The following is a 20,950-nucleotide window of genomic DNA, read 5'->3' as shown; positions in this document are numbered from 1 at the left end:
GGGGAGGACGGCAAATGGACGATACTACATCCGCCGTAGCCGAGCCGGACCGGCTGCGCCTGCTGAGGGTGCTCGGGCCTGCGCACGTCTGGGCACTCGGCGTCGGCATCGTGCTCGTCGGCGAATATATGGGCTGGAATTTCTCGGTGGGCAAAGGCGGCATGATCGCCGGCCTGTTGGCCTGCTGGGTGGCCGGCCTGCTCTACACCTGCGTCGCCATGATCGACTCGGAAGTGACTTCGACGGTCGCCGCGGCCGGCGGGCAGTACGCTCAGGCCAAGCACATCGTCGGCCCGCTGATGGCCTTCAATGTCGGCCTCTTCCTTGTGATGGCCTATACCATGCTCGAAGCCGCCAACGCCATCACCGTCGGCTTCCTGCTCGACACCGTGGCCGGAATGCAGGGCCAGGCCGGGCTCAACCAGCAACCCTTCATCGTTCTCGCCATCATGTTCCTGGCGTGGCTCAACTATCGCGGCGTGCTCGCGACCCTGACCTTCAACCTGGTGATCACCGCCATCGCCTTCCTTGCGATCGTGGCGTTGTTCGTATCGGTGCAGTTCGGCGCCTCGGCGGTGCCGCTCGATTTTTCGGCCATCACCTCGGATCCGCTACCCTATGGCTGGGTGGGCATCGTGGCATCGCTGCATTTCGGGCTCTGGTACTATCTCGGTATCGAGGGTACCTGCCAGGCGGCCGAGGAGGTGCGCTCTCCTGCCCGCTCGCTTCCCTACGGCACGATGGCCGGCATCATGACGCTGCTGATCGCGGCCACCATGACCTGGTATATCTGCTCCGGCCTGATGCCGTGGGAATATCTCGGCCAGGCCGGCACGCCTTTGTTCGACGCCGCCCGCGTCACCGGCAGCACCGGACTGATGGTCCTGCTTTTCGTCGGCACGGCATTCGCCACGCTCGCCTCCGCCAACGGCTGCATCAACGACGCTTCCCGCGCCTGGTTCTCGATGAGCCGTGACCGTTATCTGCCAAGCTGGTTCGGTGCCGTCCATCCGGTCTACCGCACGCCCTATCGAGCGATCGTATTCCTGGTCCCGATCGCGCTTATCTTCGCGCTCGGCGCCCCGCTCGACCAGGTCGTGACCTTCTCGATCCTGTCGGGCCTGCTCGGCTACACCTTCATGACCTTCAACATGGTGATGTTCCGAAACAAGTGGCCGCTCGGCAAGATCAAGCGCGGCTACGTGCACCCGTTTCATCCGCTACCCACGGTCGTGCTGCTCATTCTGTGCTCGACCGCCTATTTCGCCGTGTTCCTGGGCTACGGCACGCAGCTCAGCGCGATGATGTGCTTCTACATCGTGGCTTCGCTGTGGTTTCACTTCCGGCGCTACAAGTTCGTACGCCGCGGCGATCAGTTCACGATGCCGTGGCCAAAGCCACAAGGCTATTGATCGGGTCGGGCCGGCGGCGCCTGCGAGCCGCCGGCCTTCAAGGGGCGCGCACTGCCCGCCCTCACGAAACTGTCCGGAGCGCTTCCCGCGCAGAAGCCGGCGACCAAGCCAGGGCGATCGTATGATCACCACAATTGCCTTCTCTGCCTTCGCAATAGCTTCCGGCGTATGGATGAGCGTTCGCGCGGTCCGCGACCACCGGGCCGCCATTACCGAGCGCCGCGGCCTCCTGGACGAAGCGGCGCGGCACTTTCCGGGCGCCCGCATAACCCACGGCGCAGATCATTTTCCGATCCTCGCCGGCAGGCTGGACGACGGGCGGCAGGTACGGGTCGAACTCGTCCCCGACACGCTGGTCTGCCGACGATTGCCGCAACTGTGGCTGAAGCTCACCCTGCTCGAAACCAGCCCCTGTGCCAGGCCGAAGATCGGTGCGCTGGCGCGGCCGACCGGCGCCGAATTCTACTCGCTCGTGCACGAGATGCCGCATCTGTTGATCCCGCCGCCCAGCGACGCCGCCCTCCTGATGCGCGGCGACGGCAATGCTTCGCGTCGGCAGGTCGAACGCGCCGCAGCCATGTTCGGCAAGCTGTTCGCCGATCCCACGCTCAAGGAGGCCGCGATTACTTCACGCGGCGTGCGGCTGGTCCGCCAGGCGGCTCAGGGGCAACGCGGCGCCCATCTGCTGCTGCGGCAGGCGCAGTTTTCAATCACGGCCATTGCGCCCGAGACGATACGCCGGACGATCGCCGAAGCAGAGGCCCTGAGCGGCTCGCTGGCGGACGATGAGCCTGCTTATTCGCTGCCGCCGTCGGCGGGAGCGATTCCAGAAGGTATTCAGCGGTTTTCGGACCGGGAGTGCGCAGTTTCAAAGTGCTGAGGAGGCCGCCGTGGCCAAGCCGATCAATCCCTATCTCGTGCTGATATTGGCCACGATTCTGCCCGGGGCCGGCCATGTCGCCCTGCGCGATGCGGCTCGGGGCCTGGCCTTCGCTTTTTTCGTCGTTTTCTTTTCGGTGATCACCTACATGACGACGCCACCGGACCGCTCCTTCATCGGGCGGCATGCAGGCGGCATTTTCGTCTGGGCCCTGTCGATCCCCGACGCCTACCGCCGTGCGCGCATCCGCACGGTGATGGCCCGGAAGAGCTGAAGTCGACCTGCAGGTGGCGGCCGGGACGTCGGCCGAGGCGTTTCCAAGATCGTTTCCCTGTCCTTCAACAGCGAAACGATCCGGTTCTTTCAAGCTGACGGAAAATCCCTGGCGCTACACGTCCAGCGTGGTCTGGTGCTCCCATTCGGTGAATTGCGAGCAATAGGTGTTCCACTCGCCCTGTTTCAGCTTCAGATAGGCGGCGGAGAACTCGCGTCCCAGGGCCTCCTGCAGCTCCTCGTCCCGATTGTATTCCCGCAATGCGTCGAGCAGGTTCAGCGGAAGCTTCGGCGCGTCGGTTACCTTGTGGCCGTCCTTGTACATGTCGATGTCGTAGTGACGGCCGGGATCGGCCTTGGAGCGAACGCCCGAAAGGCCGGCCGCAATGATGATCGCCTGCAGGAGATAGGGATTGACGGCGCCGTCGGGCAGGCGCAGCTCGAAACGGCCGGGGCCGGGAACGCGCACCATGTGGGTGCGGTTGTTGCCGGTCCAGGTTACCGAATTGGGCGCCCAGGTCGCGCCGGAGATCGTGCGCGGCGCGTTGATGCGCTTGTAGGAGTTGACCGTCGGATTGGTAACCGCGGCGAGCGCGCTTGCATGTTTCATGATGCCGCCCAGGAAGTGGCGTCCCTCGGCTGAAAGGCCGAACTCCGCTTTGCTGTCGGCAAAGGCATTCACCTCGCCTTCCAGATCCCAGACCGAAATGTGGCAATGGCAACCGTTGCCCGTCAGACCCTTGAACGGCTTCGGCATGAAGGTCGCGCGCAGCCCGTGCTTCTCGGCGACCGACTTCACCATGAACTTGAAAAAGGAGTGCTTGTCGGCGGTCCGGAGCGCGTCGTCATACTCCCAGTTCATCTCGAACTGGCCGTTAGCATCCTCATGGTCGTTCTGGTAGGGCTTCCATCCGAGTTCGAGCATGTAGTCGCAGATTTCGGCGATCACGTCGTAGCGGCGCATGATCGCCTGCTGGTCATAGCAAGGCTTTTCCGCCGTATCGAACGTGTCGGAAATCTTCGATCCGTCCGGCGAGATCAGGAAGAACTCCGGTTCGACGCCGGTCTTGACGCGAAGACCTTCCTGGGCGGCCTGAGCGACGAGCTTCTTCAGCACCACGCGCGGTGCCTGTTCCACGGGCGCGTCGTCCATGACGCAGTCTGCCGCCACCCAGGCGACATCCTTCTTCCAGGGGAGTTGGATGGCCGCGGACGCATCCGGGAGAGCGAAGAGATCGGGATGTGCAGGCGTGAGATCGAACCAGGTGGCAAAGCCTGCGAAGCCCGCGCCGCCCTTCTGCATGTCGGCGATCGCCTCTGCGGGAACCAGTTTGGCGCGCTGCCCGCCGAAGAGATCGGTGTAGCTGATCATGAAATATTTGACGCCCTTTTCCCGGGCGAATGTGGAGAGATCCAGTGTCACTTTGTTCCCCTTTTGGATTCCGACACTCAATTTCAAACGAAAGGGCCGCACCCTCTCAAGTGCGGCCCTTAACCCTTTCATTCAAAAGGTACCTTTGCCAGGATACCAGCTCGTTCCCGCAAGCGGCACCTGGGCCATGGCTGCGGCTTCCATCGTCAGCGCGCACAGATCCTCCGGCTCGAGATTGTGGAGGTGGTTCTTGCCGCAGGCACGGGCGATGGTCTGTGCTTCGAGCGTCATCACCTTCAGATAGTTGGCCAGCCGCCGGCCGGCGGCGACCGGGTCGAGGCGCTTCATCAGTTCGGGGTCCTGCGTCGTGATGCCGGCGGGGTCCTTGCCCTCATGCCAGTCGTCATAGGCGCCGGCCGTCGTGCCGAGCTTCTGATATTCTTCTTCCCAGTGGGGGTCGTTGTCGCCGATGGCGACCAGCGCCGCGGTACCGATGGCCACCGCGTCGGCTCCAAGCGCCAGCGCCTTGGCGACGTCCGCGCCGGAGCGGATACCCCCGGACACGACGAGCTGTACCTTGCGGTGCATGCCGAGATCCTGGAGCGCCTGGACGGCCGGCCGAATGCAGGCAAGCGTCGGCATGCCGACATTCTCGATGAAGACGTCCTGCGTCGCCGCGGTCCCACCCTGCATGCCGTCGAGCACGACGACATCCGCACCGGCTTTTACCGCGAGCGCCGTGTCGTAATAGGGCCGCGCACCGCCGACCTTGACGTAGATCGGCTTCTCCCAGTCGGTGATCTCGCGCAATTCGAGAATTTTGATCTCGAGGTCGTCCGGCCCGGTCCAATCGGGATGACGGCAGGCCGAGCGCTGGTCGATGCCCTTCGGCAGGTTGCGCATGTTGGCGACCCTGTCGGAGATCTTCTGGCCGAGCAGCATGCCGCCGCCACCGGGCTTGGCCCCTTGCCCGACCACCACCTCGATCGCATCCGCGCGGCGCAGATCCCTCGGGTTCATGCCGTAACGCGACGGCAGGTACTGATAGACGAGCGTCTGAGAATGACCGCGCTCCTCATCCGTCATACCGCCGTCGCCGGTGGTGGTCGACGTTCCCGAAGCCGTCGCACCGCGTCCGAGTGCTTCCTTGGCGGGGCCGGAAAGCGCTCCGAAGCTCATGCCGGCGATGGTGATCGGAATCTTCAGATGGATCGGCTTCTTCGCGAAGCGCGTTCCCAGAACGACCGAGGTGTCGCACTTCTCGCGATAGCCTTCGAGCGGATAGCGCGAGATCGATGCACCGAGAAAGAGAAGGTCGTCGAAATGCGGAACCTTGCGCTTGGTCCCGGCGCCTCTGATATCATAAATGCCCGTCGCAGCCGCACGGCGGATTTCCGCAAGCGTATAGTCGTCGAAAGTCGCGGACTTGCGCGGCGGGGTATAGGGGTTGTGATAGCTCATACTGGTCCCTGCCTTTAATACGCGTCTGCGTTGTCGATGTTGAAATTGTAGAGCTTGCGGGCCGAGCCGTAACGCTTGAACTCTTCCGGACGGACATCCTTGACATCGGCCTTTTCCAGGAGCTCGGCCAGCTTTTGCAGGTGCTCCGGACGCATCTCCTTCTCGATGCAATCGGCGCCGAGACTCTTGACCGTGCCGCGTACGAAGAGCTTGGCCTCGTAGAGGCTGTCACCCAAGGCATCGCCCGCGTCGCCGAGCACGACGAGGTGGCCCGACTGGCCCATGAAAGCCGACATATGGCCGATATTTCCATGGACGACGATATCGATGCCTTTCATCGAGATGCCGCAGCGCGACGCCGCGTTGCCCTTTATCACGAGCAGGCCGCCGCGGCCGGTCGCGCCCGCATACTGGCTGGCATCGCCCTCGATGACGACTGTGCCGGACATCATGTTTTCCGCGACACCCGGGCCTGCCGAGCCATGGACAGTGACCGTTCCGCCGTCGTTCATGCCGGCGCAATAGTAGCCGACGGAGCCGTTCACATCGACAACGACGGGACCGTCGATCCCGACGGCGACAGCATGGCTTCCGCGCGGATTGGCGACTTCGAAGGACAGATCGTTCGAGCCCTGCTGAATATTATGGAGGGACCTATTGAGTTCACGCAGCGGCGTGGTGGCGAGATCAATAACAGGCATACTTGAAAAATCCTTGGAAAGGGGCCGAAATACCCGTCAGGCGGCCTTCTGATGGTCCCAGAAGTAAACGGTCGCGGGCTCTGGCTCCCAGATGCGCGCGCTCTCGATATCCGGCAGGTTGACCAGCGCCCGGTATTCGGAACCGAATGCGACATAGCGATCCGTTTCAGCCATGACCGCCGGCTTGCACGCGATCGGGTCACGCACGACGCCGAAGCCCGACTTGGTACCGACGACGAAGGTAAAGAAACCGTCGAGGTCGTCGAGCGCGCCGGTCAGGGCCTGTCCGAGATCCTTGCCCTTGGCCATTTCCGCCGTGAGGTACGCGGCGGCGACCTCCGTGTCGTTCTGCGTCTCGAAGGCAATTCCTTCGCGGATCAGTTCCCGGCGCAGATTGTTGTGGTTCGACAACGATCCGTTATGCACGAGGCACTGATCCGACCCGGTGGAAAACGGGTGTGCGCCAAGTGTGGTCACGGCCGATTCCGTAGCCATTCGGGTGTGGCCGATGCCATGCGAACCGCCCATCGAGCGCACATCGAACCGTGCGACGACATCCTTCGGCAGGCCGACTTCCTTGTAGATCTCGACACTGTCGCCGGCACCCATGATCCGTACATCCGGACGGATGGCGGCGAGAACGGCACGGACATCCGCGAGCCTGGCGGCTGCGATCCCAACGACCGCATGGGTGCTCTTGACGGCAACGCGTGCCGGCACGCCTGCTTCGGCGAGGTCCCGTTCAAGGTCTGCGAAGTCAATCTCGGGCTTCGCAGACTGGATCGTCACCTTCGCCTTCCCCTCGGTAGCCGAGCCGTAAATGGCCAGCCCGGCCGAGTCCGGACCACGGTCCGTCATGGTGATCAACATGTCCGAGAGAAGCTCGCCAAGCTGCGGCTCGAGCCTGCTGTCTTTCAGAAACAAACCAACAATGCCGCACATTCGCGTAGTCCCTCCATTCGTGCATGGAACGATGCTAGCACGCAGTCACGGGACCATCAACTGTGGAGAAAATTTTTTTCTTACTAGGCAATATCAGGAGCGTCAGCTCATGAACCGCTGCGGCGGCGCAGGCTTCCCGGTGTCTCCGAAAACAGGCGTTTGAACGCATTCGAAAAATGTGCGGGGCTCGAAAAACCCGTGGCGTAGGCGATCTCCGGGATGGAGAGCGGGCTCTGCTGCAGGAGCCGGCGGGCGTGCCGCAGCCGGATCTCCCGGTAGGTGTCGAGAAAACCGGCACCGCGATGCTCCCTGAAAAGCCGGTCGAGATGGCGCGGGCTCACCCCGGCCAGGCGCGCCATGGCGGTCCGGTCGAGCGGCCGTTCGATCGCCGTTTCCATCTTCTCGAGAACCGCAAGCAGGGCGGGATGATTGGTACCGAACCGCTCCGCGGCCGAACCGCGCTGCGGCGCCGCCGGCTCGGCGACGGCCGCGTGCAGATACCAGTCGCTGACCCGGCGGGCAAAGTCGGTTCCCAGGCGTTCGGCGATCATCGCATGCATCATGTCGAGCGGCGCCACCCCGCCGCCGCAGGTGGCAATTCCACCGTCCAGCACGAAGCGCGCATGTCTCGGGTTGAGATGGGGAAATGCTTCCTTCAGCGCAGGCGCGTGCTCCCAGTGAATGGTGAAGTCGCGGTTGTCGAGCAGTCCCGCGGCGGCAAGCACGAAGGCTCCGCTCGATATGCCGCCGACGCGAATACCGAGGCGCGAGAGACGCCGGAGCGTCGTGTGGGACGCGGGCGTATCCGCCCAGTCGGTCGGCTCGCCGCCCGCGCAAACGAAGACGGTATGGCAGGCTTCCGCTTCACTCTCCAGATCCGCACAGCCGACCGACAGCCCGGAAGATGAAGAGACGGTCCCTCCTCCCTGCGCGAGCGGGACGATCTGGTAGAGCGGCCGGCCGGCAAGAAGATTGGCCGCACGCAGGGGCTCCGTCGCCGATGCGTAGCTCATCAGCGCAAAATTGCGCACCAGCAAAAAACCGATCCTCTGCACGTTCTTGCTGTCGGAAGATGCTGCCATGACCGATTCCTACATCGGCAGGTCCCAAAATTGCAAGTCTTCGGAGGATCGGGATGTTAACCTGCCCCCTTGGATTACTTATGGGGCGGCATCCATGCGCTACTCAGCACTTTCCATCCTCCTGAACGGCCTGCGCGGCAACCGGAACTGGACGCCGGCATGGCGCCAGCCCGACCCGAAGCCCCATTACGACGTGATCATCGTCGGCGGCGGTGGCCATGGCCTGGCGACGGCCTACTATCTCGCAAAGGAATTCGGCATCGCCAATGTCGCGGTGCTGGAAAAGAACTATATCGGTTCGGGCAATGTCGGCCGCAACACGACCATTATCCGCTCGAACTACCTGCTCCCCGGCAACAATCCGTTCTACGAGCTCTCCATGAAGCTCTGGGAGGGGCTGGAGCAGGATTTCAACTTCAATGCCATGGTCTCGCAGCGTGGCGTTCTCAACCTCTTCCATTCCGACGCTCAGCGCGACGCCTATACGCGGCGCGGCAATGCGATGCGGCTGCACGGGGTGGACGCCGACCTTCTCGACCGGGCGGCCGTGCGCAAGATGCTGCCCTTCCTCGATTTCGACAATGCCCGCTTCCCCATTCAGGGCGGGCTCCTGCAGCGCCGCGGCGGCACCGTGCGTCACGATGCCGTCGCCTGGGGCTATGCCCGCGGCGCAGACAGCCGCGGCGTCGACATCATCCAGAATTGCGAAGTGACCGGGATCAGGCGGGAAAACGGGCGCGTCACCGGCGTCGAGACCAACCGCGGCTTCGTCGGCTGTGGAAAGCTGGCGCTGGCGGCGGCCGGCAATTCCTCGCAGGTCGCCGAAATGGCCGGATTGCGCCTGCCGTTGGAGAGCCACGTGCTTCAGGCCTTCGTATCGGAAGGCCTGAAGCCGTTCATCGACGGCGTGGTCACGTTCGGAGCCGGGCATTTCTACGTTTCGCAATCGGACAAGGGCGGCCTGGTCTTCGGTGGCGATATCGACGGCTACAATTCCTATGCCCAGCGCGGCAACCTCGCGACCGTGGAACACGTGGCGGAAGCCGGCAAGGCGATGATCCCGGCATTGTCCCGTGTGCGCGTGCTGCGGTCCTGGGGCGGCATCATGGATATGAGCATGGACGGCTCGCCGATCATCGACCGCACCCCGATAGACAATCTCTATCTGAATGCCGGCTGGTGCTATGGAGGGTTCAAGGCCACTCCCGCCTCGGGATTCTGCTTCGCCCACCTTCTCGCCCGGGGCGCGCCACAAAAGACCGCCGCAGCTTTTCGTCTCGACCGTTTCGAGCGCGGCTTCCTCATCGACGAAAAGGGACAGGGCGCTCAGCCCAACCTTCACTGATTTCGCGCACCAAGGAACATCCGAAATGGCAAGCCTCGTGCCCTGCCCGAATTGCGGGCGAAGACCCAAGGAAGAATTCACCATCAAGGGCGCGGCCCTGTCGCGACCGGCGGCTGACGCGGATTCGGCCGATTGGTTCGACTACGTCTACCTGCGCGACAACCCGCGCGGCGCCTACGAGGAATACTGGCACCACACGTCCGGGTGCCGCCGCTGGCTCGTCGTTGCCCGGGACACCGTGACGCATGAGATTGCGGCGTGCGACGATGCGGCCGACCGCTCTCGATCGGAGGCGCGCAAATGAGCTCCTACCGTTTGCCGAAACGCGGTCTCGTCGACCGCAACGCCCCGCTCTCCTTTACCTTCGACGGTCGCCCCCTGCGGGGCCTCGAAGGCGACACGCTCGCTTCGGCATTGCTTGCGAACGGGCGGATGCTCGTCGGCCGCAGCTTCAAATACCACCGGCCCCGCGGGATCCTGACGGCGGGGGCCGCCGAACCGAACGCGCTGGTCACGGTTGGCCGCGGCGGCCGCGCCGAGCCGAACACGCGCGCCACCATGCAGGAGCTCTACGAGGGCCTCGAGGCGCGGAGCCAGAACCGCTGGCCCTCGCTCGACTTCGATATCGGTGCGCTGAACGGTCTACTGTCACCCTTCCTCGGTGCCGGCTTCTACTACAAGACTTTCATGTGGCCGGCGCCGCTCTGGGAGAAGCTCTACGAACCGGTCATCCGCAAGGCTGCCGGCCTCGGCAAGGCTAGCTACGAAGCGGATCCCGACGCCTATGAGAAGAGCTGGGCGCATTGCGACCTGCTGGTCATCGGCGCCGGCCCGACGGGGCTGGCCGCGGCACTTACCGCCGGCCGGGCCGGCGCGCGGGTCATTCTCGTCGACGAGGGCTCGCGGCCCGGCGGCTCGCTCCTGTCCGATACCGCGATGATCGGCGGCAGGGCGGCGACTGATTTCGCCCGGGACGCAAGCGACGAATTGCGGTCGATGCCGAATGTCCGGGTCCTGATGCGGACGACCGCCTTCGGCTGGTATGACGGCAACGTCTTCGGCGCGGTCGAGCGCGTGCAGAAGCATGTGCGGGATCCCGCCAGCCATCTGCCCGTCGAGAGGCTGTGGCGGATCGTTGCCGGAAAGGCTCTGCTTGCGACAGGTGCCGAAGAGCGCCCGCTCGTCTTCGGCGGCAACGATCGGCCGGGCGTGATGATGGCAGGCGCGATGCGCGCCTATCTCAACCGTTACGGCGTCGCCCCGGGCCGGGCGACCGCCATCTTCACCACCAACGACAGCGGCTATGCGCTCGCGCAGGACCTCGAAGCCGCAGGCGTCGACGTTGTCGCCATCGTCGACAGCCGCCCTGCGGCCGGCGTCGACTATCGCGGCAAAGCGCGCCTCGTCCGGGAAGCGGTCGTGTGCGGCACCAAGGGCGGCAAGGCGATCTCGGCGATCGACGTTCATCGAGGCGGTCGAACGGAAACGATCGCGGTCGATGCGCTCGCCATGGCGGGCGGCTTCGACCCGGTCATCCACCTTGCCTGCCACCGGGGCGGCAAGCCGGTCTGGTCTGCGGAAAAGGCGGCGTTTCTCGCGCCCGGGAGCTTGAAGGGGCTCGAGGCTGCGGGCGGTGCAGCAGCGACGACGGGCCTCGCCGCCTGCCTCGGGGAAGGCGCGGCACGAGCTGAAGCCATCGTCAAGGAGCTCGGTCTGTCCTGCCCGCCGGTCGCCCTTCCCATGGTCGAGGGCGACGAAGGCAGACATTCCCCTGCCCCGCTGTGGTCGATCCCCGGGGTCAAGGACAAGGCCTTCGTCGATTTCCAGAACGACGTGCATCTCAGGGATATCGGTCTGGCCGTCCGCGAGGGTTACAGCCATGTCGAACTTGCCAAGCGCTACACCACCACCGGCATGGCCACGGACCAGGGCAAGCTGTCGAACGTCAATGCGATCGGGTTGATCGCCAAGGCACGCGGCGTCTCGCCCGCCGAGGTCGGGACGACGACCTTCCGCCCTTTCTATACGCCGGTATCCTTCGGTGCGCTGACCGGCGCGCATACGGGCCATCATTTCCAGCCGGTCCGCAAGTCGCCGCTTCATGATTGGGCAAAGAAACATGGTGCCGTCTTCGTCGAGACGGGTCTCTGGTATCGATCCTCCTGGTTCCCGCTGAACGGTGAGCGGACCTGGCGGGAGAGCGTCGAGCGAGAGGTCCTGAACGTACGGAAGAATGCCGGACTCTGTGACGTCTCGATGCTCGGCAAGATCGAGATAACAGGAAGCGACGCCGCCGAATTTCTCAATCGCGTATACTGCAACGCCTTCCTCAAACTGCCCGTCGGAAAGGCGCGTTACGGGCTCATGCTGCGCGAGGACGGCTTCATCTACGACGACGGCACGACGAGCCGACTCGAGGAGAACCGCTTTTTCATGACGACCACCACCGCCTATGCGGCCGGCGTCATGAACCACCTCGAATTCTGCGCGCAGGTGCTCTGGCCGGAACTGGACGTGCGTCTTGCCTCCATCACCGACCAGTGGGCGCAAATGGCGATTGCCGGTCCGAAAGCACGCATGATCCTGCAGAAGATCGTCGACGAGGATATATCCGACGCGGCGTTCCCGTATCTTGCAGCGAAGGAGGTTTCGCTGTCTGGCGGCGCCCTTCACGGCTGCCTCTTTCGGATTTCCTTCTCCGGCGAGCTCGCCTACGAACTTGCGGTTCCGGCCGGCTACGGGGAAAGCGTCGCCGATGCACTCCTGGAAGCGGGGAAGGATCACGGCATCATGCCTTACGGCGTCGAGACGCTCAGCGTTCTGCGCATCGAAAAGGGCCATGTGACGCACAACGAGATCAACGGTACCGTCGTGCCGGCCGATCTGGGCTTCGGGAAAATGGTTTCGGCCAGCAAACCGGATTTCGTCGGCAAGGCGATGCTTCAGCGGGAGGGGCTGACTGCGCCCGACCGGCCGCAGCTGGTGGGCGTCGTGCCGCTCGATCCGCAGCAGTCGTTCCGCAGCGGCTCGCACATTCTCGCCAAGGGGGCGGCAGCCACCCTCGAAAACGACGAGGGCTATGTCACCTCGAGCGCCTATTCTCCGCATGTCGGATCCACCATCGCGCTGGCGCTCGTCAAGAACGGCCGCAACCGTCACGGCGAAGAGGTGCTGGTCTGGAGCGGCCTTCACGGAGAATCCACGCCTGCACGTCTCTGCAATCCGGTTTTCTTCGACCCTCAGAACGAGAGGCTCCATGTCTGAATTCCGTCCAACCCTTCGCCCGGCGCTCGGCAGCAAGCAGACGGTCGCTTTCGCCGATTTCAGGCTCTCGCCACTTCCGGAAGGCACGATCATCCATGTTCTCGCCCGGCCGGGTCAGGAGGACATCGTGCCCTTTCTCGGCAGGTTCACCGACGCGGCTCCGCACGCTTTGCGCCCGGTTTCGCCCGACCAGTGGTTCATCATCAGCGACGCACCTATCCCGCATCAGGAAATGAAGAGCCTCTTTGCCGCCCTCGAACCGCGCGCCACCGGTGTCGATCAGAGCCACGGCCGCGTCCGCATCCGGATCGAGGGAAAGATGGCGCATCGCGCGCTTTCGAAAGGCACGGCGCTCGACCTCGATCCGTCCGCGTTCCCGATCGGGCAGTCCGCGGTGACGCTGATCGGCCATATCGCGGCCCATGTCACCCGCGTCGGAGCGGAAACCTTCGAGATCATCGTGCTGCGCGGCTTTGCAGAAAGTCTTTGGGACGACCTTGCCCGAATGGGCCTGGAATTTGGCTGAACCGCACTGTCGGATGGCGAATATGACGACGATCATCGACGGCATGGCCGTAGCGGCTTCCATCAACGGCGCGATAAGAGACGCAAATGCCGAGCTGCAGCAGCAGACGGGCAAGAAAACCGTCGATCAATAGGAAGGGATCACGGCGCACGTGAAGTGAAAGAGGATATTCTCTAGATATACATGCCCAGGCAGAGAATCGAAACGGCCAGCATCGGCAGCCGTCGACTCTTCACGCGAAACATGGGGGCGATTGCAAGGGCTGCGAGAGAGGCGACCGCTGCGGAAAGAACGCTTCCGGCAGAGAGATACAGACCCAGTGCTCCGACAAAAACCGCGGCTCCGACAGTCGTCTCGGCCGCGGATTCCCAGTTAACGGATTCAGTGCGAAAAGCGGAAAGAAACGCAGGGCCGCTCAAGCCTAGAGCGAGCCAAATCAGCACAGGGGAGGAGAAGCCGAAGAAATCCAAGTTGCACCTGTACCGACTGTGGTCGTGTTGGGGCAGCAATTTACGTGCCAACTTCCAGCCTCACCTGGCATGGGCCGCAGCAGCGAATGAAATCGCGCGATGCAATAGCGACCGCTACGCCGAGGCACTTCCCTCGGTCCGCGTCACCGCGCCCGGTCACACCGGCCCATTTCCGAAATGTCGCTGGGACCACACAGAAATCCGTCCGTGCTATTGCTTCGCCCTTTTTATAGGCACATAAGCTTCGAAAAATAAGCAACTGCATCCGACGCCCCCAAATGATTGTCCCCCCTCCGCCACACGAAGTTCGAAAGTCCGGCCGTTTGCCGAGATTCAAGCTGTTCTCGCCGATTCTGGCGGGTGCAACGCTGAAAGAGCGCTTGATCGGCTGTATCGGAGCGTTGATCGGGATTTGTGTCACCGGCCTGGTTTGCGGGCTCGTTTTTGGGGACGACCCCCAGCTGCCGCTGATCGTTGCGCCCATCGGCGCCTCTGCCGTCTTGCTCTTTGCCGTGCCGGCCAGTCCGCTTGCGCAGCCTTGGTCGATCATCGGCGGGAACACGATTTCCGCCCTGATCGGCGTCTCCGTGACCTATATCGTGACGGACCAGATGCTTGCCATCGGCCTCGCAGTCGCTCTGGCGATACTTGCAATGTCGCTGACGCGATCGCTTCATCCGCCAGGAGGCGCCGCCGCGCTGACGGCTGTCATCGGTGGAGCCGCGGTCGCACGCTCAGGTTTTTGGTTCCCGTTCATACCCGTTGCGATCAACTCCCTGATCCTCGTCGGATTGGGCATTCTGTTTCATAGGCTGGCGCGCCGCCAATATCCTCATCGGCCCGGAATTGCGCCGGTGAATACACATGCGACGGCGGATCCTCCACCTGCGCTTCGTGTCGGCTTCAATTCCGAGGACATAGACTCGGCAATAGCGCGGTTGAATGAAACACTCGATATCAGCCGGGAAGACATCGATGCCCTCTTGAGGGAAGTCGAACTGCAGGCCCTCGTCCGACAGAGGGGAGAGTTGACTTGTGCCGACATCATGTCCCGCGACGTCGTAACCGTGCCCGACGACACGACCCCTGACCATGCACGATACCTGTTGTTGAAGCACGACATCCGTACACTTCCAGTGCTTGACGAGAACGAGAAGCTTCAGGGTACGGTGGGCCTGCGGGAGCTCGCCGGCAAAGAGCCCGGCAGCAAACTGCCGATAAGCGCGGCAGCTACCGCCAGGCCATCCGACCCTGCGATAGGCCTGCTCCCCCGCCTGACGGACGGGGCGACACACGCCGTCGTCATTCTCGACGACGGCGGCAAGGTTGTGGGCATCATATCCCAGACCGACCTGCTCGCGACTCTGGCCAAAAGTCTCTCGCATAATGGCCTGTCCGAAATAATGCAGGGCAACGGGCAGGGTATCTGAGGCGTCGAGCCGTGGATATTATATGCAGAATCAAGTCGTCCGGGCACCCTAGATGCGTGTTTTGGGCGCCGGTGCTCGGTCCGAGTCACCCGAATTGGGTTCCCCCTTTGGCTCGATTAGAAGAACCTTGACCTCCGTCTCTGCCCGGGGACGATGTACAACCCCTTTCGGAACCACGAACAGCTCGCCAGCTCTGACCACCTGAGAGGGTTTCCCTTCGATATCCATGATCATTTCGCCCTCGAGGACGTAGAAGAAATCGTCCGTGGTCTCATGCTTGTGAAATGGGTATTCCCCTTTAAACTTTGACGACCATGACATCGTTCTCGTTGTAATCGGACACGACGTGCGGATCCCAATGGCTCGAAAACAGAGCCAGCTTCTCGGAAATATTGATTGGTTTCATCGGATATCCTTTCGGCTGTTCGCCGCAACTATCGGTGAAGGTGATTTGATCCGACGCGAGTTCTCCGACCCGCTTCAGACGCCGGCACTGGATGCGGCGGCCCTCAATCCCGCCCGAATGCGATCCAGCATAGACCGATCTGCCTTAGCTGAGGAAACGAGATAAGCGGGGTAGGCAAATTCCGGACTGTTGGGAACGAGCTCGAGACTGCCGTCCACAAGGTAGGGCCGAACGAAGCCCTGCCGGAAATATCCGGATCCGCCGGCTGCCAGAATGTAGTCGAGAGCAAGCGGCCCATAACTGATCGCCACCACCGGACTCGGACCGCCCGGAAAAGCCGCCCTATAGCTGCCGGCAAAATCCTCTCCCCAATCGATGCCAACGAGGTCTTCCGGTCCGGACGGCTGCGGCATGGCCGTCGTGCGGACGAGAACGAGCTTTTCCTCGAAAAGCAGCTCCGCAAGCGTGCCTGGACGATTTGGCGCTCCATAAAGGACCGCCGCATCAAGTGAACCGTCCTGCACGAGTTCCATCAGCCGCTCGGATCTGTCGATCGAGGTTCGAATGGCCACGCTGGGGCATTCGCGGCGCATCCACAAAAGCCAATGCTTCAAGAGTGGATCCCACAGACTGAGCTCCGCACCGATCGTCACCATGGCCTCGCGCCCCGGGGGCAAAGCGACCGTGGTTCGCGCCGCCTCCCATACTTGCACCAGGCTCGTTGCAAAACGGAAAAACTGCTCTCCGGCGGAGGTCAGCCTGGCACCGGCCTTGTTCCGAATGAACATGGGCCTGTCGAGTTGTTCCTCGAGTACGCGAATTCGCGCACTGACCGCGGTCTGCGAGATGTTCAGATTGGCAGCGGCATTCACGAAACTTCCTGTCTTGACCACCTCGAGGAACGTACGCGCAATGCTGATGTCCATCTTCGCCCCGCGCAAATGGCGTCGCCACGTCAGCCTGCCTGCCGGTGGCACGCATTCATCAAAATAAACGCAGAATATTTGCGGTTAACCAGCAATTCAATTCGTTTGTCAGCGGAATTCGCGGTTGCCATCCTGGTGCGCGTGCCTCGGTCGATCCCGGCCAGCCACGCTGCTTTGATGATCTGAATGAAGGGCGTTACTCCCGATGCTCGAGCGAAAATCCAGCTCTGACAGAGCCGAAACCCCGGCCGCAGCCCACGCGGTCGCGACCGACCCGCATTCGGCTCCCCTGGTGCCGCCGCTATACTTGTCCAAAACCAGCACATTGACGATCTTCTGGAAGGACTTGACCTTGGATTGGCGCCTGTTGAGCGAAGATCGATTGAGGAGGTAGACAGGGATGGACATCGACGATGATATTCCGCCGAGTTTTGCGTCGCCACCCTGCTTGATGCACGAACTCGACCCGGCCTATGCGGGCCCGTCATCCGACCGGTCGATCTGTGCCGATGTCAGGCGGTGGCGGACAAGCGAACGGGCTCGCCTCATCGCGCAACGCCTGGCCATATCTCCCGACCTTCGGGCCGCTTGCGAAGCGCAGATCGTCTGCCGTCTGCTTGCCGAAATCGGACCCGTGCGCGGCCGTGTGGTCAGCGTCTACTGGCCGTTTCGGGGTGAGCCCGATCTCAGACCGCTGATGCGGCAAATAGCCGATGACGGCGGCCGATGTGCGCTCCCGGTCGTGGTCGAAAAAGGACAGCCTCTGGAGTTTCGCCTCTGGCGACCAGGCGACAAACTCGTCCGCGGGATCTGGAACATACCCGTCCCGGCCAGGCCTGTTTCATGCACCCCCGATATCATCGTCGCCCCGGTCGTGGGCTTTGATCCGTCGTGCTATCGGCTTGGTTATGGCGGGGGCTATTACGACCGGACACTGGCGGCAATGGCGGCGACGCGCCGCGTGCTGGGCGTTGGTTTCGCACAGTCGAGGATAAGGACTATTTATCCTCAGGCACATGACATCCGGATGGACGCCGTGGTGACCGAAACGGCCACCGATCATGCTAGCGTGCGTTGAATTCCGATTGGGCAGCGGGATCGAATCGAGAACGTGGCGCCTTGGCAAAAATTGTTCTAGCTTTCTCCGCGGGCTTGGGTCGACTTGTGAACGGCTGCGGATCGGGTGTCGCGATGGACGAGCAACGACGGAGCTACCGGCAACGGCTCATTGCGCTGGCCGCCGCCAGTATCGGCACTCTGGCGGCCAGTGCGATCTCCTACGGAGCGGCGATCTATCGCGCCGCCAATCCCGAACCCCTGCGCGCCGCCGGGCCGGGCGAGACGGTCGATACCGGGCGATGGCATGTGACGATCGCCGGAGCCCGCGTGAGCGATGTCCCCCCTTCCGGCAGGAGACCGCCCGAGCCGAAAACTTTCCTGCTTGTCGATTTCGAGGCCGGCAACCGCTCGGCGGCGACCGCCCACCTGCCGGCGAAACTGCTCACCTTTGCCGGCCTGGAGGCGAAACTTGCTTCCCCCACCTTCTATTTGACACGGGACAAGGCGTTCAGCCCCGGCCTGCACCCGGGCATGCCGGAGAGTTTGACCGCCGTATGGGAATGGCCGGCGGGGGAAATGCCGCCGCGTGAGCTGGACCTGCTGATCGGGAGCCAGATCTACAAGAAACGCGACAATCTCTATGGCGCCTCCAACTGGTTCGACCGTGATCCGGTGGCGGTGGTGTCCCTGACTGTTGAGCAGGAAGCGGCGAGGGCAAAACAATGACGGCCCTCGCAAATATCGTCGCCTTGCTCCTGGCGACGGCGGCGCTCTACGGCATGCAGCACTCGACGCCCTCCTACAGCGAAATCCTGTCGCCCGTGGCGGTGCCGGCCGCGCAGGGAAAACCGGCGCAGGCCGAACGCTTCGTCTTCGGAGTCGCCAAGGTGCATCTCGCCCGCCAACTGGTCGCTTCGCATTTCGGCGAGCCGCGTACCTACACCACCTCCGGAAAATGGCTTGTCGTCGAAGCGGCGGCGAAGGCGCAAGACCGATCGATATCGCTGACCTCGGCTGCGTGGCGCGGCCCTTCCGGCCTGCGCTTTGCCATGAGCACGCGCATCGGCAGCTCGCTCGGGCTTTTGGGTGCCGAGCGCCTGGAGCCCGGCATTCCACGCCCGGTTCTGCTGATATTCGAGCTGCCCGAGGACCAGATCGAGGGGGGTACACTGCTGGTCGCCGAGACCGCGCTGACTCCCCTGTCCGAGCAGGTGGAGATCGCCATGGACAGCGTGCCGCCGGAAAGCAGACACGAGTCCCTCACCCTTGCACGCGGCGGCCGCATCATGCCCTGGTCGCTGGAGTTTCAGCAATGAGCGCACGGGCTTCGTCACGGGAGAGAACGAGCTACTGGATCAGCCTCGTTTCGCTGCTCGCCGCCGTGCCGCTCGCGGTCCTCGTCGGATCCCGGGGCGAATTCGCCGCATGGCTGCAACGCCGCATGCAGCCACCTGTGACCGTCGAGCGCGACGGCAGCGGGCAAGTCGCCGGCGGCAGCTGGCGGCTCACATCGCTGCGCCGGCTGCCGGGAACCTTGCCGGACACGAGCCTCATGCTGGCGGAAATCGACGTCTCGGTCCAGGCAGCGGACGTCCTGAAGCAGGCCTTGCCCTGCGCGCTCTCGCTGACGGATGGCGCTGGCCGCCGCTGGGACCCGCTGCCGCTGCCCGGCCGTCTTTTACGCGAGGCCGATCCCGAGATTGCCGACAGGCCGCAATGCACGACGCTGACGATCGGTAAGGCCGGCGAGGCGTCGCTTCGCGTCGTCGAACGCTTTCTCGTGCCGCGGCAGGCGGACGGGTTCACCCTGTCGCTTGCCCTGACCGGCTCGCCGCCGATTGTCTTGAAATAACGCTTGTCCGGTGACCAGCAGCCTGCGGGACGCCGGCTTCGCCGGATCGGGACACTGCGTATTCCAACATGGCGGCCAGCAGGGCGATCCGCACCGGACCGAAAAGGATTCCGCCGTCGAGTTCGGTCGGACTGCCGACGAGAACGGCCAGGACGTCGCCTATCCGCTGCCAGGTTTCGAGGTCGTGCGGGCCGAGATGACGGGTTGCGCCGTACCACGCCCAGGCGGGGAGCCAGCTGGTGGCGCGGTAAAGCACCACGAAGGCGAGCAACGTCCCGAGACCGGCGCCGAGCACCGTGCGCAGGCAGGCCCAGACCGGCCGGTAGCGGGTCCGATAGCCTCCGAGGAAGTGGGCGGCGAAATCGGCCAGCCATTTGCGCAGCGTGGTGGCGCGAGCGGGCGGCGACGGAGCGGCGACGGGTTTTGCCGAAACGTCGTAGCCATAGATGATGGCAGCCATTACGAGCCAGACGAGCGGCAGGAGGGCGTAGAAGAACAGTTCCTGCGCCTGCGTGACGAGTCCAGGCTCCTGGAACTCCACCGCAGTGCCGCCCGCTGCCGCGTGTGCTTCCATGGAAAATCCGACGATGCCGGCTTCCACCGCATCGAGAAACGCGCCGGCGCCGAGCCAGCTTATGAAGTCGTCCTTCCATCTGTCCAGCGCATAGAGCCCGATGAAGATCCAGCTCGCGTCCGCCGCCACGATAACGAAACGCAGCCACGGCGACTGCAGGCGCCAGTTGGCGCGCTTGGCAAGCCATCGCACGAACCAGCAGGCGAGGATCGCCGCAATCAGGCTGCGCGAGCGCAGGAGCTCGAAAATCTGTAACCGTTCTCCCAGTGCCACCCGATCCAGGGCGAGACGCGAATACTCGCGCACCGTGTCGCCCAGGAAACCCCACGCGGCGTAATAGGCGAAGAACGGCAAGATGGCTGCGGAGGCAATCACCAGAAGGCGATTCAACTGCCGTTCCTGCTTTGTCGAGCCGGCAGCTGGCGCCACGCCGCGCAACGCGGCGAGCACCGACAGGCCGGGACGCAGGATCGCGAACATCGCAATGACCACCAGCAGCTTGACGAGGACGACAAGCGACAGCGTTACCATTCCGCCAAGGGGGGTTTTCAGGCCGACGCCGACCGCAGCCTCGAGGAGCAGGACACGCGCGATATATCCGAGCGTCGCGGCAAGCAGAAGCTGCGGCCAGAAACGTGCAAGGAGGCGCGCCGTCAATGCCGCCAGTCCGCCGATATCCTTGAGCATCCCCATGCCCCGAACCTAACCATAACCTTCCGGGCGCTCAACCGGGCAAATAGATGGAAAATGGCGGTCCGCGGGGCTGCGCTACGGAAGGATTGAACGCCCCGTATTGCTCCGCTGAACGCGACACTGCAAGACGGCCGCATCGGCGCTGGGGAGCCCCCAACGCAAAAAGGCCCGCTGATGCGGGCCTTTTCGTGTGTACGTGCATGTGTATGTGTTTGGTTGCGGGGGCAGGATTTGAACCTGCGGCCTTCAGGTTATGAGCCTGACGAGCTACCGGGCTGCTCC

The 20,950-nt window shown here is 63.4% G+C and carries 19 protein-coding genes and 3 pseudogenes; 13 read left to right on the top strand and 9 right to left on the bottom strand.

What is annotated here, in order from left to right; genetic code table 11:
• Positions 1-14: 14 nt before the first annotated feature.
• The 3 genes and pseudogenes from CN933_RS13075 to CN933_RS13065 all read left to right on the top strand — a co-directional run bounded on the left by CN933_RS13075 (position 15) and on the right by CN933_RS13065 (position 2,566).
• Positions 15-1,412 carry an APC family permease gene (locus CN933_RS13075; protein WP_018099594.1) on the top strand — a complete coding sequence of 466 codons (1,398 nt, stop codon included), beginning with the start codon at positions 15-17 and terminating at the stop codon, positions 1,410-1,412.
• A gap of 121 nt (positions 1,413-1,533) precedes the next feature.
• A pseudogene (locus CN933_RS13070) lies at positions 1,534-2,275 on the top strand (hypothetical protein); the annotation flags it as partial.
• 27 nt (positions 2,276-2,302) lie between these two features.
• Complete coding sequence (locus CN933_RS13065) at positions 2,303-2,566, top strand: hypothetical protein (protein ID WP_018099614.1); 264 nt, start codon at positions 2,303-2,305, stop codon at positions 2,564-2,566.
• A 114-nt stretch (positions 2,567-2,680) separates the two neighbouring features.
• On the opposite strand, the gene glnT is transcribed toward CN933_RS13065, so the two are convergent.
• The 5 genes from glnT to CN933_RS13040 form a co-directional block, all read right to left on the bottom strand.
• The gene (gene glnT, locus CN933_RS13060) at positions 2,681-3,988 is read right to left on the bottom strand and encodes a type III glutamate--ammonia ligase (protein WP_018099595.1); all 1,308 of its coding nucleotides are present in this window, start codon (positions 3,986-3,988) and stop codon (positions 2,681-2,683) included.
• Positions 3,989-4,069: 81 nt separating this feature from the next.
• A complete protein-coding gene (locus tag CN933_RS13055; RefSeq protein ID WP_018099596.1) occupies positions 4,070-5,398 on the bottom strand; it encodes an FMN-binding glutamate synthase family protein in 1,329 nt (442 codons plus the stop codon).
• A 14-nt stretch (positions 5,399-5,412) separates the two neighbouring features.
• On the bottom strand, positions 5,413-6,099 hold the full coding sequence (locus CN933_RS13050) for a GltB/FmdC/FwdC-like GXGXG domain-containing protein (protein WP_018099597.1): 687 nt from the start codon (positions 6,097-6,099) through the stop codon (positions 5,413-5,415).
• 36 nt (positions 6,100-6,135) lie between these two features.
• A complete protein-coding gene (locus CN933_RS13045; RefSeq protein WP_018099598.1) occupies positions 6,136-7,041 on the bottom strand; it encodes a class II glutamine amidotransferase in 906 nt (301 codons plus the stop codon).
• 107 nt (positions 7,042-7,148) lie between these two features.
• Positions 7,149-8,123: a GlxA family transcriptional regulator gene (locus tag CN933_RS13040; RefSeq protein WP_018099599.1), complete on the bottom strand. Its 975-nt coding sequence runs from the start codon at positions 8,121-8,123 to the stop codon at positions 7,149-7,151.
• Positions 8,124-8,217: 94 nt separating this feature from the next.
• Between CN933_RS13040 and CN933_RS13035 the strand changes: the two genes are divergently transcribed.
• The 5 genes and pseudogenes from CN933_RS13035 to CN933_RS13015 form a co-directional block, all read left to right on the top strand.
• Positions 8,218-9,468, top strand: a complete 1,251-nt coding sequence (locus tag CN933_RS13035) for a sarcosine oxidase subunit beta (protein WP_026169144.1) — start codon at positions 8,218-8,220, stop codon at positions 9,466-9,468.
• Between the two features lie 25 nt (positions 9,469-9,493).
• Complete coding sequence (locus CN933_RS13030) at positions 9,494-9,772, top strand: sarcosine oxidase subunit delta family protein (protein WP_018099601.1); 279 nt, start codon at positions 9,494-9,496, stop codon at positions 9,770-9,772.
• Positions 9,769-12,732 (top strand): sarcosine oxidase subunit alpha, encoded by a 2,964-nt coding sequence (locus tag CN933_RS13025; RefSeq protein WP_102761766.1) that lies wholly within the window; start codon positions 9,769-9,771, stop codon positions 12,730-12,732. The genes CN933_RS13030 and CN933_RS13025 overlap by 4 nt, the downstream gene beginning before the upstream one ends.
• Entirely contained in the window at positions 12,725-13,258 is a 534-nt protein-coding gene (locus CN933_RS13020) for a sarcosine oxidase subunit gamma family protein (RefSeq protein WP_018099603.1), read from the top strand. The genes CN933_RS13025 and CN933_RS13020 overlap by 8 nt, the downstream gene beginning before the upstream one ends.
• Before the next feature lie 22 nt (positions 13,259-13,280).
• A pseudogene (locus CN933_RS13015) lies at positions 13,281-13,379 on the top strand (bifunctional methylenetetrahydrofolate dehydrogenase/methenyltetrahydrofolate cyclohydrolase); the annotation flags it as partial.
• 52 nt (positions 13,380-13,431) lie between these two features.
• Here CN933_RS13015 and CN933_RS32380 read toward each other — a convergent pair.
• A complete protein-coding gene (locus CN933_RS32380; protein ID WP_102761811.1) occupies positions 13,432-13,728 on the bottom strand; it encodes a hypothetical protein in 297 nt (98 codons plus the stop codon).
• Between the two features lie 278 nt (positions 13,729-14,006).
• Between CN933_RS32380 and CN933_RS13005 the strand changes: the two genes are divergently transcribed.
• On the top strand, positions 14,007-15,158 hold the full coding sequence (locus CN933_RS13005; RefSeq protein ID WP_018099606.1) for a CBS domain-containing protein: 1,152 nt from the start codon (positions 14,007-14,009) through the stop codon (positions 15,156-15,158).
• A 48-nt stretch (positions 15,159-15,206) separates the two neighbouring features.
• Here the strand turns inward: CN933_RS13005 and CN933_RS13000 are convergent.
• Together CN933_RS13000 and CN933_RS12995 are read right to left on the bottom strand one after the other, a co-directional pair.
• Positions 15,207-15,564, bottom strand: a pseudogene (locus CN933_RS13000) (cupin domain-containing protein).
• A 74-nt stretch (positions 15,565-15,638) separates the two neighbouring features.
• Positions 15,639-16,490 (bottom strand): LysR family transcriptional regulator, encoded by an 852-nt coding sequence (locus CN933_RS12995; RefSeq protein ID WP_018099607.1) that lies wholly within the window; start codon positions 16,488-16,490, stop codon positions 15,639-15,641.
• A 400-nt stretch (positions 16,491-16,890) separates the two neighbouring features.
• Between CN933_RS12995 and CN933_RS12985 the strand changes: the two genes are divergently transcribed.
• The 4 genes from CN933_RS12985 to CN933_RS12970 all read left to right on the top strand — a co-directional run bounded on the left by CN933_RS12985 (position 16,891) and on the right by CN933_RS12970 (position 19,401).
• A complete protein-coding gene (locus CN933_RS12985) occupies positions 16,891-17,568 on the top strand; it encodes a 5-formyltetrahydrofolate cyclo-ligase (protein WP_102761765.1) in 678 nt (225 codons plus the stop codon).
• A gap of 74 nt (positions 17,569-17,642) precedes the next feature.
• Positions 17,643-18,275, top strand: coding sequence for a hypothetical protein (locus CN933_RS12980; protein WP_018099610.1), 633 nt, complete (start codon positions 17,643-17,645; stop codon positions 18,273-18,275).
• Complete coding sequence (locus tag CN933_RS12975) at positions 18,272-18,865, top strand: hypothetical protein (protein WP_018099611.1); 594 nt, start codon at positions 18,272-18,274, stop codon at positions 18,863-18,865. Before CN933_RS12980 ends, CN933_RS12975 begins: the two co-directional genes overlap by 4 nt.
• On the top strand, positions 18,862-19,401 hold the full coding sequence (locus tag CN933_RS12970) for a hypothetical protein (RefSeq protein ID WP_018099612.1): 540 nt from the start codon (positions 18,862-18,864) through the stop codon (positions 19,399-19,401). The genes CN933_RS12975 and CN933_RS12970 overlap by 4 nt, the downstream gene beginning before the upstream one ends.
• On the opposite strand, the gene CN933_RS12965 is transcribed toward CN933_RS12970, so the two are convergent.
• Positions 19,352-20,668: a hypothetical protein gene (locus CN933_RS12965; RefSeq protein WP_018099613.1), complete on the bottom strand. Its 1,317-nt coding sequence runs from the start codon at positions 20,666-20,668 to the stop codon at positions 19,352-19,354. The genes CN933_RS12970 and CN933_RS12965 overlap by 50 nt on opposite strands.
• Positions 20,669-20,950 lie beyond the last annotated feature (282 nt).

It is taken from the genome of Sinorhizobium sp. M4_45 (assembly GCF_002885915.1).
GTDB classification, from domain to species: Bacteria; Pseudomonadota; Alphaproteobacteria; order Rhizobiales; family Rhizobiaceae; genus Sinorhizobium; species Sinorhizobium meliloti_A.
This window is presented reverse-complemented; position numbering and strand designations above follow the sequence as displayed.

Excerpts from the sequence above, each read along its gene's own strand:
- CN933_RS12985 (WP_102761765.1), top strand. The coding sequence starts at position 16,891 with ATGGACATCGACGATGATATTCCGCCGAGTTTTGCGTCGCCACCCTGC.
- CN933_RS13025 (WP_102761766.1), top strand. The coding sequence starts at position 9,769 with ATGAGCTCCTACCGTTTGCCGAAACGCGGTCTCGTCGACCGCAACGCC.
- CN933_RS12970 (WP_018099612.1), top strand. The coding sequence starts at position 18,862 with ATGAGCGCACGGGCTTCGTCACGGGAGAGAACGAGCTACTGGATCAGC.
- CN933_RS13055 (WP_018099596.1), bottom strand. The coding sequence starts at position 5,398 with ATGAGCTATCACAACCCCTATACCCCGCCGCGCAAGTCCGCGACTTTC.
- CN933_RS13035 (WP_026169144.1), top strand. The coding sequence starts at position 8,218 with ATGCGCTACTCAGCACTTTCCATCCTCCTGAACGGCCTGCGCGGCAAC.
- CN933_RS12995 (WP_018099607.1), bottom strand. The coding sequence starts at position 16,490 with ATGGACATCAGCATTGCGCGTACGTTCCTCGAGGTGGTCAAGACAGGA.
- CN933_RS13050 (WP_018099597.1), bottom strand. The coding sequence starts at position 6,099 with ATGCCTGTTATTGATCTCGCCACCACGCCGCTGCGTGAACTCAATAGG.
- CN933_RS13040 (WP_018099599.1), bottom strand. The coding sequence starts at position 8,123 with ATGGCAGCATCTTCCGACAGCAAGAACGTGCAGAGGATCGGTTTTTTG.
- CN933_RS12975 (WP_018099611.1), top strand. The coding sequence starts at position 18,272 with ATGACGGCCCTCGCAAATATCGTCGCCTTGCTCCTGGCGACGGCGGCG.
- CN933_RS13005 (WP_018099606.1), top strand. The coding sequence starts at position 14,007 with ATGATTGTCCCCCCTCCGCCACACGAAGTTCGAAAGTCCGGCCGTTTG.
- CN933_RS13030 (WP_018099601.1), top strand. The coding sequence starts at position 9,494 with ATGGCAAGCCTCGTGCCCTGCCCGAATTGCGGGCGAAGACCCAAGGAA.
- CN933_RS13020 (WP_018099603.1), top strand. The coding sequence starts at position 12,725 with ATGTCTGAATTCCGTCCAACCCTTCGCCCGGCGCTCGGCAGCAAGCAG.
- CN933_RS13045 (WP_018099598.1), bottom strand. The coding sequence starts at position 7,041 with ATGTGCGGCATTGTTGGTTTGTTTCTGAAAGACAGCAGGCTCGAGCCG.
- CN933_RS12965 (WP_018099613.1), bottom strand. The coding sequence starts at position 20,668 with ATGGGGATGCTCAAGGATATCGGCGGACTGGCGGCATTGACGGCGCGC.
- CN933_RS13075 (WP_018099594.1), top strand. The coding sequence starts at position 15 with ATGGACGATACTACATCCGCCGTAGCCGAGCCGGACCGGCTGCGCCTG.